Source organism: Campylobacter sp. 2018MI10 (genome assembly GCF_018501175.1).
Taxonomy (GTDB): Bacteria; Campylobacterota; Campylobacteria; order Campylobacterales; family Campylobacteraceae; genus Campylobacter_E.
Map to the genome: position 1 here is coordinate 149,608 of NZ_JAHCZD010000002.1, position 14,578 is coordinate 164,185.

Consider the following 14,578-nt stretch of genomic DNA (forward strand, 5'->3'; position numbering starts at 1 on the left):
TTTATCTACTTAATTTAAGTGCTAAAAAGCACAAATAAAATCCATAAACAATAATTAAAGCAAAAAATAAATATTGAATATTTTTAATTTTTCTAATTTTATTTATAAATATAGAGCCTAAAAGCATAGCAGGAAGAGTGCTAAGCCCAAAAATTAACATATTAAGCCAAGCTTCATTAACGCTTTTTGCAATCATTGATTTTGCTACGAAAAAATATACTAAACCACAAGGAAAAAATCCATTTAAAAAGCCAAATATAAAGCCTTTATATTTTGAAGTTTTTTTATTGTTTAAAAATACCATTATTTTTTTATATATGAATTGATTTTCTATAAAAGCTAGTAGTTGTCCTTTAACAATTAAAGCAAATCCTAAAACAACGCAAAAAGCACCTAAGATAAAATATAAAAATACTTGTAAGTTTAAAGAATTTAAAAAATAACCTAAAAAATAAGCTATAAGACCTATTAAAATATAAGCACAAATTCTACTAAAATGATATATAAAAATATCAAAAAAATTACTCTTTTTGTGGTTGAATAAAAGAATTATCCCACCACACATAAAAAAACAATGAGTAAGACTAAGACCTAGTCCTAGCACAAAAGTGCTAAGAAGATTGTTTATAACATCTTCCTTTTTTTAAGCTCTTCTTCATAAAGCTTTTCGTAAATTAAATCGTATTCTTCGCTACCAGGGACGATTTTTCTTTTGTAATTATTAATTTTATCAAATACTAGGTCTTCAATATCTTCGTAAGTTTTTAAGTATTCAATCATACTTGAATAAATCACATTTTTTACTCTATTTTCTGATACATTAAAATTGATTAAATCTTCATCAACCAAAGCGTCCAAAATAGCGTGAGATAAGGCATTATATCTATCTTCATAATTCATTTGGATTTTATATTCATCTGCTAGTTTTTTCTTAAGTAACCAAAACATATTTTTTCTATCAACTTGCATTAAATCCATTTGGCTTTCTTGCTCTGCTAAAATCTCATTTACCTTCTCATCAAGTGATTTTTCTTTTAATACTAAGGCTGTAATAATTTTTGAAACTACTTCTTTAACTGGCTCTAAACCATTTACTAATTTTACAAATTTTGAGTTTAATAAATCTATTGAAATTTTATTTGAAACATAAGGAATATGTGGTTGTCTAATACGCATTTTTAATCCTTTTTTATTTTTCTTCATTATAAAATATATTAGTAAAAATGAATATAACAATAATAATTAATTTTTAACTTTTGATAATTTTTAAAATGCCTTAATATTAAGCTTTTTAAGAGTTTTAAAGCATTGATTTGAATTCGGAATTTCCGAATTCAAATTCTTTTAATCGCCTATATAAATTTGTCTTGGGCGAACTATTTTTAATGGGCTTTCTTTTTGCTCAATTAGTTGTGAAATCCAGCCAGGAATTCTACCTACTACGAATAATACCGCAAACATTTCATTTGGAATTCCTAGAGCTTTTAAGATTAAGCCGCTATGAAAATCAACATTCGGATATAATCCACGGCTTACAAAATACTCATCATTTAATGCGATTTCTTCAATTCTAGTTGCAACTTTTACAAAGTTTGCATCAATTCCAATTTCGCTAATTAATTGGTCTCTTAGTTTTTTAAGAACTTTTGCTCTAGGGTCAAAGTTTTTATAAACTCTATGTCCAAAGCCCATTAGTCTAAATGGATCATTCTTATCTTTTGCTCTTTTAATAAACTCATCAACTCTATCAGGTGTGCCAATTGTCTCAAGCATTCTAATCACACCTTCATTAGCACCCCCGTGTGCGTGTCCCCACAATGCACCAATTGCTGAACTAATACAGCTATATGGGTGAGCGTGAGTGCTACCGACTGAACGCACTACACTTGTGCTTGCATTTTGTTCGTGATCAGCATGAAGCATTAAAACCGTATCTAGTGCTTTTACCTCAATAGGTCTTAGATTTACATGCTCGTATGGATATGTTCTTAACATATATAAAAAGTTTTCGGTAAATCCACGATCAAGATTAGGATATGCCATAGGAAAGCCATTTTTATAGCGATACGCACTAGCGGCTATTGTTGGTATTTTTGCTACGATTCTGGCTGCCATTTCCATATAATCTTCGTGCTTATCCATATTTAAATGGTCAGGATAAAATGTTGAAAGTGCTGCAACTGCTGCTTGCATAACTGCCATAGGATGAGCATTGTCAGGGAAAGCGTCAAACAATTTATGCATACCTTCGTGAATAAAGCTTCTTTTTTTAAGCTCATATCTAAACGCTTCTAATCTTTCAGGACTTGGTAATTCTTTATGTAATAATAAATGCACTACATCTAAAAAAGTTTTATTTTCTGCTAGCCATTCAATAGAATAACCACGATGCCTTAATTCTCCTGCTTCTCCATCTATATAAGTAATACTTGATTTACAAGTTGCAGTGCTAGTTAATCCTTCATCATAAGAAAATGCACCTGTTTTTGAATATAAAGACGAAAAATCAATTGATTTTGCACCTCTAGTTCCACTTAATACATCAAATTCAAATTCTTTACCATCGTAAATTAATTTTGCTTTTTCCATTTTTAACTCCTTTTTTAATAGTTATGTATATTTTAAAAGGAATTTGTGAAATATTGTAAAAAACTTACTTAGATTTTTGCTTATGTGTTTCAATAAGTAACGAAATTTTAGGAATAGCCCACATAAATATGACAGCTTCAATTAAAGATGATAAAACCAAAGCTAAATAAAAAGAATTATCAATTAAGTTTAATTTCATTCCTAAAGTTGCAATTGCGATTAATAAAGTAAGCGGCATACAAGATGTAAAAGCTAATAAAATGCAAGATATTTTAAAGTCTTTATAAAATACAAAAGAACTAATTATTCTACAAACTAACATAGTAAGAATAATAGCAAATGACATTAATATAAGCTCTTTATTAACCAAACTAAAATCAAGGCTTAGCCCAACATATACGAAAAATATAGGTATTAAAAATGGGTGTCCTAATGAGCTTAATTTATGCTCTAAATCCTTTTTATGCCCAAAAAAGCTAGATATAAACATACCAGCTAAAAACGCTCCTAAAGCTATTTCAAAATCAAAATAAAGCATTAAAGCAACTGCTAGCATCCACAATGCAAGACTAAGCCTTACATTACGCTCTGCTTTATCATAATCAGGCATTAAAATTTCTTTAAGCCAAGGTAACCACCAAAAAATCGCATTAAAAATATAATAAATTACAACAAAAATCCCTAAAAAGAATAGTATTGACAATACAGAAGTAACAACTTGCATTGTGCTACTTGAGTTTGAAAAGCTATTTAAAAGAGTTATTAAAACAATGCTTATTACTTCGCCAAGTGCTGCTAAAACCATAGTAAAACTAAGCCATTTTGGAGTAATTTCGTATTCTTTATATAAAATACTAATAAGCCCTATACTCATAACAGGAATTATTATTGCAACTACTAAGCTAAGTTTTAGTATCAATGAAATACTAATAGCTAAAGCGTAAAGAATTAAATAAAATAAAGATATTTTTTTTAGCTCATTTGCATTTAATTTTATAAATTCTTTAAGGCTTACTTCAAGCCCTGCTATAAACATTAAATAGCAAAATCCAATATGAGAAGCTAGGGTAAAAGCAGGTGTTTTTGTGATTATTCCAATAGCACCAGCAATACTTCCTAAAATAATTTCAACCGCTAAAATAGGTAAGCTAGTAAGCTTTGCTATATAAGGCGATGAAAAAACAACAAAAGATATAAATAATAAAATATTTAAATCATTTGAGCTAAGTTCCATTAATTTCCTTGTATAAATCTAGTATCCTCAAAAATTATGCTTTTTGCAATTATTTCAATTTTTTCGGGGATATTTTCAATAATTATAATAGGACTTAGGTTATAGTGATTAAATAATTTTGCTCTAAAACTTATTTGTTTTTTAATACTTGGTGGATTTTTTAAAAATTCTTCATAATTTTCGTATTTAAAAAACTCATTCGCTTTTTTAAATGATATTACACATAATTCATCTTTATTACACATTATTAGCTCTTTACTTATGTCAAGACTTAGATTAATTTTGCGTGATTTAAAATGCGAATAAAACAAAACAAAAGCTTTTGCAGTATTTTTATTAGCTTTAATTCTTGCATAAAGCAAACGATAATTTAAAAACTTTTCTCTAATAATGCTAAATTGTTGATTTTTGCTTTCTAATCTTACGACTTTTTTAAAAAATTGCAATTTTTCTTCTATTGAGCCAGGTAGAATTTGATTTTTATATATACTTGAGCTTAATTCTTTTATCAAATGCTCTTCGCTTTTTTGTTGAGCTAAGCCGTAAATACAGCCACAATAATTTTGATGATACAATAAATCATCTTTTGCTAATTTTAATTGCCTTTGAGTTCCACCATCTTTTCTAAAATCAACACAAAAAAACTCTAAATCAGTCCCTTTTAAAGCTTCTTGCATAGATACTCTTAATTGCTCTAAATCTTTTTTAGGAGAGCATAAAAGTGTGGTTGTAAATGTTTTTTGCCCTAATTTTAAAGCCATTTCAACAGAACTTTGCATTCTAAAATCAAAACATTTAGAACATCTCTTCCCACGCTCAGGCTCATTTTCATAGCCTTTTACATAATTAAACCATTCAGCATAATCATATTCACCTTTAATTAGCTTAATACCAAGCTTTTTACAAGACCTTGCTACATCAAAATATCTTAATTCATATTCGCTAAAAGGATGAATATTTGGGTCATAAAAATACCCGATGAGTTCTTCATCAGGCATTAATTTTCTTAATTCTTGCAAAAAAAAGTGCGAATCAACGCTACAACAAATATGAACTAGCATTAATTTATTTTATACTTTTTACTAATTTCATTTATTGTGCCATCATCTAGCATTTCTTGTAGGCTTTTATTTATTATTTCAAGTAATTTTGTATTACCTTTATTTACGGCAAATCCTTGTGAGTCTTCATCTTTATACTCGCAAACTACTTGCAAATCAGGATTTTTATTTAAAAAATTAACAGCAGCAACCTTATCTAATACTATAGCATCTATTTTTTTGCTTTGTAATGAAAGTATGCTAATGCTAGAATTTGCAAAGCCTTTTACTTCTTTTTGGCTAGATTTTTTTGCTATATCATATTGCACCGAGCCAAGTTCAGCCCCAAAAAGCGTATTAGTAAAATCTAAATCTTTACAATTTTTAATTTCTTGATTTTCATTATTTTCTATTCTTTTTATGAAATAATTAGAACTATCTTTAAAATTAATTGTAAATTCTACTGCCTTAGCTCTTGCTGGAGTTTTTTTCATAATTGCTCCGATTAAATCCACTTTATTGCTCTTAAGACTTGGGATTAATCCGTCAAAATCCATATATTTAAACTCCACTTCTAAATTATTTCTTTTAGCAATTTCTTTAATAATATCAACATCAAAGCCTTTTAATTCGTTGTTCTCTAAATATTCATAAGGCGGATAATTAGGTGCTGTTGCTACTCTTAAAATATCAGCACTCATACTTGTTAATAATGCTAAAGAAAATAATATTTTTTTCATTTTGCTCCCTTACTTTACGCTATCTTTATAAACTGCGTTTTCATTTACTACTTCTTTAATAATTAAAGACCTTTTTGTCTCTCCTGTGCTATCTATGCTAATAATCCCACTAACGCCTTCGTAATCTTTAGTTTTTTTAATCTCTTGATTTATACATTCGCTAGTGATTTGCTCGCAACGATTTGCAGCTTCTACTAATACAAAATAAGCATCAGCACCCATTGCAGCAAAATTTGATGGAAGACTTCCATTATAAGCTTTTGCATATTCTGCTAAATATTTTTTGCTAAGTTCTGTTGGTGGAACATTTGCATCAAAGCTATCTGTATATAAATGATTGTTTGAATACTCTGCTGCAAGTTTGATAAATTGCTCATCAGCAACCCCATCAGCACTAGCGATTATACTTTTAACACCTGCGATTTTTGCTTGTCTTACAAAAAGTGCTGCTTCTTGATAATAAAGTGGCAAATACACTACATCAGGATTTAAACTAGCAATTTGAGCTGAAATAGCGTTAAAATCTTTATCTCCACTTGTAATGATTAATTCTTTTAATATTTCTCCACCACCTTGAACAAATTCTTTTTTGTAAGCTTTTGATAAACCTAGTGAATAATCAGTCGCTTGGTCTTTTACAATTATTGCTGTTTTTTTACCTTGAGCTAATAAATATTTTGCCATAGCTTCGCCTTGAAAACTATCATTAAAGCACACTCTAGCAGCGTAATTTTTGCCTTTTAATAATTTATCATTTGTAGCAGCTGGTGCAATTACAGGCACTTTTTTCGCTTCAGCTGTATTCATAACCACTATAGTATTTGCAGTAATCATTTCTCCAATTATTGCACTAACTTTTGGTAAAACTCTTTCAGTTGCTGTGATGGCTTCTATTTTATCGCCTTTTGTATCAACTATATTTAAATTGATTTGCTCTCCATTTTTTAAAGTTGGTTGCATTGCATTTGCTACTTTTATTCCATTAAGTGCCGCATTTCCATACGCTGCAACGCTACCGCTAAGTGGTAAAACTACACCAATATCTAAAGCAAAAGCCGCACTAGAAGCTAATAAAATTAAACTTTTTTTCATAATAAATCCTTTAAATAATTTAAATAAATTCCTTGAATTACAAGGCATAAAAGACCTGCAAAAAATCCTGCAAGTAAATCATCAAGCATAACGCCTAAGCCACCTTTTAGCTTTTTATCAACTTTACCAATAATACTTGGCTTAGTTATGTCAAAAAGCCTAAATAAGGTAAAAGCTAAAGCAAAATGCCACCAAGAGTTGTTAAAACTCATACCAATCGCCAAAAAAACCCCACAAACCTCATCAATTACTATTTCTTTAGCATCGTGTTCGTGAGTTTTTTCATAATCGTCAATGATTTTAATACTTGCAATAAAAATTGCAATACTTAATAGCATTAAAGTGCTTTTATCTGTGTAAATTAGTAACAAATAAGCAAATGGTAATGCCGCAATAGTCCCCATTGTGCCACTTGCAAACGGACTAAGACCTGAATAAAAAAATGTTAAATATAGTTTTGCTAATTTTTCTTTCATTAAAATCCTTTGTAATTTGGAAAAATATCTTAAGTTAGTTAAGGAATAATTTGTTTTTAGAATTTGATTTAAAGAATTTAAATATCGTTTTTAAATTCTATGATTTTTAATTTAAGAAAAACATTATAAAATAACGATTATTTTTTATAAAAAAGGCAAAAAATGTTGAAAAAATCAATAATTTTAATGAGTATTTTATATTCTAGTTTAAATGCAAGTGCCGTTGATAGTAGATTTTCGTATCAAGATTATTTAGATTTTGGTGCTAATAAAGGCAAATTTAAAGCAGGGACAACAGAGCTTAGCGTAAGCTCTAAAGATGGGACTTTAAAAGTAGATAGTTTTTATTCTATGCCTATGATTGATTTTAGTGCTAGTAATAAAACGGGGGATTTGTTTAGGGGAGAATTTACCAATATAGGAACAAACAGAGTTTTAACGGCAGCTCATATGATTAGTAGAAAAGATAAATTAATTCAAGCTGGTTCAGTAATAGAATTTGGTGGAGTTAGAACGACTGCTGTTAGTGCTTCTAATAATTTTGATGATTATTTTAAAAACTGTGCTGATACAACTTGTCCTCCAAGAACTGATATAGAAGATTTTGTTGAGCTTAGAATGAATAAGATTAATTTAAATACTAAAGCAGATATTGCTCCAATAAAATACTATGATGAGAATGGAAAAGACACAAATTATGAAGCTTGTAAAAATGGTGGTTTGAGCTGTTCGGATACTAGCGGTAAGGCTGCTTTATATGATAATTCTAGATATACACTTTTTGTAAGAAATGGAACAGGTATTCAAAAAATTACCGAGCAAAGAAATGACGCTGAAACAATAAGCACTAATAATAAATACTTTACAGGTGGAATTGCAAATTTAAGCGATTTTAATAGCTTTAAAAATGAATATGGTTTATATATGCTAAATATATTAGGTAGCGATAGAATTCAATTCTCAAGTACTGGTTCTAAAGGAGATAGTGGAAGTGCATTATATGTTTGGGATAATCAAGATAAGAAATGGTATATGGTAGGTGTTACTAGTGGTACTGATTGTAAAGGAGATAGTGTAACTTGTACTTATACTAATTATCATTTAGTAAATAATCACACTATGGATAATTTTAATAAAATTCACAATATAAGCACTACGGCTAATTTAATACTTGATGCTGATTCTTTAAAAGATGGTTTGGTAGAACTTGAAAAAACAATGGGAGCTGATTTATCGTTTAAACACTATTATAGTTTGTTGGGCGCTCAAACAAAATTAAATTACAATAAAAGAGTATTAGCAATGGCTAACGATAAGGATATTTATATAAATGGTGGTTCTTTAACTCTTAGTGCTAATGCTGATTTAGGTTCTAGTGCATTGATTATAAAAGATAATTTAACTTATGATATTAAAGGTAATTTTGACTTTTTACACGGCGGTCTTGATATAGGTGCTAATTCGGTTGTAAATTATGACCCTAAAACAGCAAAAAATGATTATTTACATAAAATTGGTGCGGGTAAATTGATAGTTAATTCAAGTAGCCCTAATGCAGGTCTTAGAATAGGTGGGGGTGAAGTTGAGTTTAAAAATTCTTCAGGCACAACTTTTGGTAGTATTTATATGACTAATAATTCAAGTTTAAAGATAAATAACGCAAATCAAATAAATACAAATTATTTATATTTTGGCGAGAATGCAGGTAAGATTGATTTAAATGGAAACAATATTAATCTTAATAATTTTTACGCGAGTGATAATAATGCAGTGATAACAAATACTAGCACTAACTTAAGCACTCTTGAAATCAATAAATTTGCTACAACAGAACCTACAAATACTATTTATCACGGAAATATTAAAGGAAATATTAATATAGTTCAAAATCACAATAATAAATCCGATAAATACGCTGTTTATGATGGTGGTTTAGATATTCAAAATATGGAATTTAAAAACGGAAATTTAGTTTTACAAGGTCATCCAATAGTGCATAATTATGTATCACAAGATGTAAAAGATAAGCTAAAAGAAGAAGTGTTTACTACCCCTACAAGGCTAGATCAAGAAGATTGGGAAGAGAGAAATTATAAAATGGCTAGCCTAACTTTAGATAAAGCTAGTCTTGATATTTTAAAACATTCAAATGTGGATATTAAAAACATTAATTCTATTTCTTCAACTATTAAAATTGGCGATAATTTAGCTTATATAGATAGATTTGATGGAGAAAATATAAAGGCAAATTCTATTGCAACAGAATTTCAAGGAAGTTTAGAAAATGAAAGTTATGACAAAAATCTAAAATATCAAGAAGAAGTAACAAGTGGCAAAAGCATTGCTAAAAATATCAAAATTAATTCAAATTTTGATTTGAAAACCAATTCAAAACTAAGCCTTTTAAATGGCACAGATTTTAAAGGCACAATAACAGCTGATGATAGTTCTAGCCTTGAGTTTAATGGTGCAATGATTAATGCAAATATAAACGCAAGTAGCCTAAACTCAACCAATACAACATATATTTACGAAAGCAAAACTAATGCTTTAAATATAAGCAAAAGCACAAGTGGAGATAATAATACCTTATTAATTCAAAAAGACTTTTTAAACGGAGATGATAAAATACTTTTAGCAAGCCTAACTAATGATACTTTAGTGGCTGAAAATTATTTTGATATTAAGGGTGAAGCTTCAGTATTTGCCGACCTTAAACCTAATGTAAAATACTATGATGAAAACGGCACAGCTAAATGGTATCTTGAAAAAATACCATCTACTCCATCACCAGAGCCAAGCCCAACACCAAATGAGCCTAGCACTCCAAATAAACCAAGCGAGCCTGATACTAAACCAACTCCGCCAACTAACACAGACACAACTCCAAGTGAGCCTATTAATCCAAATGAGCCTAGTGTTAATAATCCAAGCGAACCTAGTATTCCTAGCACTCCAACAACTCCAAGCGAGCCTGATACTAAACCAGTTGAGCCTAAGCCAGACACCCCAACAACACCAAATGAGCCTACAATACCAGATGAGCCAAGCACTCCAAATAACCCAGAAGAGCCTGTTATAGTTGAGCTTGACCCAAATCCTAGCAACAATCCAAGCAATGTAGAAACAAAAGGCCATTATCAAGAATACTTCTTCGTAAGAGAGAAAGAAAGTTCAATAAATACAGCTAAAAACACGCTAAATCAAGCATTTTTTAACTATGTTTTAGAGTGGAACAATATGCAAAAGCGTATGGGAGAGCTAAGAGATGAGGTTGCAAATGGCGGAATTTGGATTAGGAATTTCGGTGGAGCAAGTTCGTATCTAAAAGATAATAAGACCAAATATTATGAATTACAAATCGGTGCTGATAAGATTAGCGAAATGGATGATTTCAATGCTTATGCGGGAATTATCTTTACTAATTCAATTTATAAACTAGATACAAAAAATATGCTAGAAGGTAAAGTAAAAGGCATAGGCGGGGGACTTTATTCAAGCTTTATTTTTAATAATGGTTTTTATATTGATATGATTGCAAAATATGTTGATTATAAAAATGACTATACTCTAACGCTAAATAATGGCAATAATAAAGCGATTTATATTAACGCGAATAATCATTCTAAAAGCGTAGTAGCAAGCGTAGAATTAGGCAATAGATTTTATATAAATAATTATTATTTAGAGCCTAGCGTTGAGTTAATTAGTGGCTATGTTAGTGCGATTAGCCTTGAAAATAAAGCCGAGCATATAAAATTAGAAAGCAAATCATTCGTTCCATTTAATACAAAAACAATGCTAAGTTTTGGTAAGCAAAGTAGCGAAGATTCAAGATTTGGATTTAGATTTGGGGTTGGAATTGCTGCTGATTTAGCTAAAAACGGCGATAAAACCATAAGAGATTTAAATGTAATTAGACAAATTGAAGGCAAAAAAGATACAAGAATGCTAACTAATGCTTCATTTAATTATAATTTCACGAATAATTTAAGGCTAATGACCGAGTTTGAAAGGACATTTTTTGGTGATTTGAATGTGGATTATTCGCTTAATATGACTTTAAGAAAGAGTTTTTAATTTATTTTGCACCTATTTTAAAGGTGCAAAATCTTTATATGTTTTTATCTTGCCAATAAATATTATTTATTGGATTTTTTAATGAGTTTAAGCATAAAGAGTTTAAAAATACATTTATTCTATCGCCTAAATACTCAAATTATGACGCAAAGCTTAATTTTTGATATAAAGAAGCAAAAATAACCATTAAATAATAATCTTTATTCATTCACTCGCATTACTAAATACAAAAAATAAAGAATTTAAAATAATAATTCAAATAAAAATATTTTAATTTTCTTTAAAAGTAATTTAAATTGCTAAGTTATTGTTTTTATTAAACTACTTCTTAAATCTTGCCAAATTACTAAGCGTTAAAGATAGCTAAGATTTATAATTTTTATCCACAAATTTCTTAAAAGTTTAGTTATTTTTATGTTATTTTTACACATTTAATTGTAATTGTATTTTTTACTCATAAAACCACTTGAAATCTCACTGATATTGATTTTTTAAGTATTAAAAAATAAAGAATTTAAAACAATAATTTACACATAAAAACTAAAAAATATAAATCAATATTTTTTTATTACTAAAGCTTTATATTTTGATTTAGAGATAGCCTAAATAGTATTAAATCAATAATATGATAAATTCAAATTTATGTTTAAGCTATTATTTTTTTTAAAAAGATTATTTTTTGAATGAATTGCTGTGATTTGCAATATTAATGCAAGTTAGCGTTAGAATGTTTTTATCTTTTTCGTAAATTAGCACCAAATCGTTTTTCACATGGCAATCTCTATAGCCTTTAAATTTACCTTGCAAAGCGTGGTCTTTATAAATCAGCTCTTAGACTTCATCATTTGCCAATCTTAAAATAATTTTATTTGTTAATTCTTTATCAGCTTTGCTTAGTTTTTTAAAGGCTGTTTTGTAAGCTTTAGTCTCCCTTACTTGATACTTCACCATTTTATGCTTTCTTCTACGAATTTTTCAGCGTCCATATATTCAATTTCCCCACGCAAATATGCAGCTTTTAATTCTTTTGCTTCTTTTATAGAATCTAAAAATTCTTTACTATTATAAAAATCATCTAATTTGCTTTTTTCTTTCTTTATCTTTATCGGCTCGTTAAATGCCTTTGCTAATTCTTTTAAAGCCTTTAAAAAGTGCGGATTATCATTCATCTTTACTATTACATTCATATTTACTCCTTTTGTAATCGTTATCTTATACTAAATATGTTTAATTTATCAAGTTTTAAGTAAAATTCTTGCTTTAAATTCTTAAAAGTTTAAAATGTTTTTTGATTATATTTTTTAAAAAGTTTAATAAGTAAAAGGTGCTAAAGATAGCACCTTAAAAACTATTGTAATAACCTTAGTCGTTTTTAAAGATAGCCGAAGCTATCTTTAAAACTATTGTAATAATTTAGTCGTTTTTAAAGATAGCCGAAGCTATCTTTAAAACTATTGTAATAATTTAGTCGTTTTTAAAGATAGCCGAAGCTATCTTTAAAACTATTGTAATAATCTCATTACGTTTTGTTGAACAGCGTTAGCTTGGCTCATTGCATAAACACCTGATTGAGCTAATATTTGGTGCTTACTAAATGTAGCACTCTCAGATGCAAAGTCAACATCTCTAATATTACTTTCAGCTGATTTAACATTTACTTGAGTAACTGAAATATTATTAACAGTTGAAACAAGTTGATTTTGAACAGAACCAAGGTCACTTCTAATTGCTTCAAGAGCTTTTTGAGCTGATTCAGCAATATTCATCATTGCTTGTGCGCCTTTTAAAGTCATTACACCTGCAGCATAACCATTCTTATTATCTCCTGCATCAGTTGCTTGCCAATCATTAGCATTAAAGCCCATTGCATCTGCTGTTTCTCTATCTATAGTAGCATTAGTTTCTCTTAAGCTAACTGTTTTTTCAGAAACATTTTTATCATAGCCTATTGCACTTGTAACATCCATACTATGCAATTTATTATCAGCCCCAACATAATCTCTAGTAGCTTCTACAACTATGTCTTTACCATTAGTTGATGAAAAACTTAATCTTCCAAAGTTAGTCTTAGTATCATCTGTAAGACCAATAATGCTACTTAAACCTTCTCTATTAGCTTCATTTAAACCTTCTTTTAAGCCTTCAAGGAATTTCATAGCTGCATGAGCAACCATTCCATTCTCACCTTCGTTTGTAGCCATAGTTTTACCTTTAGCCGCATCAACTACTTTTTGAAGTTTTCCTAGAGCATCATCTATAGCTGCATTAGCATCTGCTAATGTTTTAAATTTAGAATTTGTATCTCCAGCTACAGCCCTTACTGCTGCGTTGGCGTTATTAACTAAATCATTATAAGTTATTCCATTAGGATTAGCTGCACCAGCACCGGTAGCACCACCATTTGTATTACCAGCATTATTAGGAACTAAAGTAGCATTTAATGCACCTTGTACTTTAGCATGCACACCACTTAAATCTATTTCTGTACCATTTTTAATTGCTGTTTTAATGGCATCAGTAGTTGCTTTATCATAACCATCTTTAGCAATTCTTGCATCTTGTTCGTAGTGAGCTGCTTGAATATCTTCAAATGTATTTTTGCTATTTAAAATAGAGCCAGCTGCACCTGTAGGAGCGGTTGTAACATTACCACCACCACCTGCCCAAGCTGTAGCATCTGCTAAATCTACCAATACTTGTCCGTTAGCACCATTTGTATCATTTGCATTACTGGTATACAGCACATGCTTATCAGCATCAGTTCTACTTGACTTATCCACCCCATCAGTTATCTTAATACCTCTACCATCTCTATTAGCAAGTACTAATCTTCCTTTTTCATCAACACTAGCCTCAACCCCTGTTTGATCTTTTACAGAGTTAATTGCAGCTCTTAAAGCTCCATTTCCATCTTTATCTTTAACTTCAATAGAACCAATAGTAACACCATTTATGCTAAAGCCTTGTAAAGTAGTTCCTGCTTTAATAGGTTGTTCAAATACACTTTGAACCGTAACAGAAGCTTTAATACCTGTTTTATCAGTAGATTTATTAATAGCTTCAACTAAAGCACCTAAACCTTGACCTGCTTTAATATTATTACCTTGAGCAATTTGCACTGGCTCAAATGTAACATCATTAATTCCATCTACGTTTTTAAATGTAAGATTAATTTTATCTCCTAAAGCAAGGTCACTTTGTCTCACATTATGCCCAGTCTCAAACCTAGTTAACCCAATCTTATCACTTGTAGTTGCCCCAATACTAGCCTTAACTGTCTCATTTGAATATGCACCAATTTGAAATTCTTTGTTTGAAAACGTTCCA

12 protein-coding genes are annotated in these 14,578 nt (G+C 29.5%); 1 reads left to right on the forward strand and 11 read right to left on the reverse strand.

What is annotated here, in order from left to right:
- Position 1: 1 nt before the first annotated feature.
- The 8 genes from KJR01_RS01885 to KJR01_RS01920 all read right to left on the reverse strand — a co-directional run bounded on the left by KJR01_RS01885 (position 2) and on the right by KJR01_RS01920 (position 7,171).
- On the reverse strand, positions 2 to 604 hold the full coding sequence (locus KJR01_RS01885; RefSeq protein WP_336606939.1) for a sulfite exporter TauE/SafE family protein: 603 nt from the start codon (positions 602 to 604) through the stop codon (positions 2 to 4).
- 20 nt (positions 605 to 624) lie between these two features.
- Positions 625 to 1,176: a DUF507 family protein gene (locus KJR01_RS01890; RefSeq protein ID WP_214116410.1), complete on the reverse strand. Its 552-nt coding sequence runs from the start codon at positions 1,174 to 1,176 to the stop codon at positions 625 to 627.
- A 168-nt stretch (positions 1,177 to 1,344) separates the two neighbouring features.
- Entirely contained in the window at positions 1,345 to 2,589 is a 1,245-nt protein-coding gene (locus KJR01_RS01895) for a citrate synthase (protein ID WP_214116418.1), read from the reverse strand.
- 64 nt (positions 2,590 to 2,653) lie between these two features.
- A complete protein-coding gene (locus KJR01_RS01900) occupies positions 2,654 to 3,823 on the reverse strand; it encodes a cation:proton antiporter (RefSeq protein ID WP_214116421.1) in 1,170 nt (389 codons plus the stop codon).
- Positions 3,823 to 4,884 carry an epoxyqueuosine reductase QueH gene (locus KJR01_RS01905; protein WP_214116431.1) on the reverse strand — a complete coding sequence of 354 codons (1,062 nt, stop codon included), beginning with the start codon at positions 4,882 to 4,884 and terminating at the stop codon, positions 3,823 to 3,825. The genes KJR01_RS01900 and KJR01_RS01905 overlap by 1 nt, the downstream gene beginning before the upstream one ends.
- The gene (locus KJR01_RS01910; protein ID WP_214116433.1) at positions 4,884 to 5,603 is read right to left on the reverse strand and encodes a substrate-binding periplasmic protein; all 720 of its coding nucleotides are present in this window, start codon (positions 5,601 to 5,603) and stop codon (positions 4,884 to 4,886) included. Before KJR01_RS01910 ends, KJR01_RS01905 begins: the two co-directional genes overlap by 1 nt.
- A 9-nt stretch (positions 5,604 to 5,612) precedes the next feature.
- A complete protein-coding gene (locus KJR01_RS01915) occupies positions 5,613 to 6,695 on the reverse strand; it encodes an ABC transporter substrate-binding protein (protein ID WP_214116436.1) in 1,083 nt (360 codons plus the stop codon).
- On the reverse strand, positions 6,692 to 7,171 hold the full coding sequence (locus tag KJR01_RS01920; protein ID WP_214116437.1) for a phosphatidylglycerophosphatase A family protein: 480 nt from the start codon (positions 7,169 to 7,171) through the stop codon (positions 6,692 to 6,694). The genes KJR01_RS01915 and KJR01_RS01920 overlap by 4 nt, the downstream gene beginning before the upstream one ends.
- A 162-nt stretch (positions 7,172 to 7,333) precedes the next feature.
- Between KJR01_RS01920 and KJR01_RS01925 the strand changes: the two genes are divergently transcribed.
- Complete coding sequence (locus KJR01_RS01925; RefSeq protein ID WP_214116439.1) at positions 7,334 to 11,251, forward strand: S6 family peptidase; 3,918 nt, start codon at positions 7,334 to 7,336, stop codon at positions 11,249 to 11,251.
- A 672-nt stretch (positions 11,252 to 11,923) separates the two neighbouring features.
- On the opposite strand, the gene KJR01_RS10175 is transcribed toward KJR01_RS01925, so the two are convergent.
- The 3 genes from KJR01_RS10175 to KJR01_RS10180 all read right to left on the reverse strand — a co-directional run.
- Entirely contained in the window at positions 11,924 to 12,079 is a 156-nt protein-coding gene (locus KJR01_RS10175) for a type II toxin-antitoxin system mRNA interferase toxin, RelE/StbE family (RefSeq protein WP_284467020.1), read from the reverse strand.
- A gap of 116 nt (positions 12,080 to 12,195) precedes the next feature.
- Positions 12,196 to 12,438, reverse strand: a complete 243-nt coding sequence (locus tag KJR01_RS01935; protein ID WP_214116441.1) for a hypothetical protein — start codon at positions 12,436 to 12,438, stop codon at positions 12,196 to 12,198.
- Between the two features lie 315 nt (positions 12,439 to 12,753).
- On the reverse strand, positions 12,754 to 14,578 hold a 1,825-nt coding region (locus tag KJR01_RS10180), incomplete at its 5' end, for a flagellin (RefSeq protein WP_250325108.1).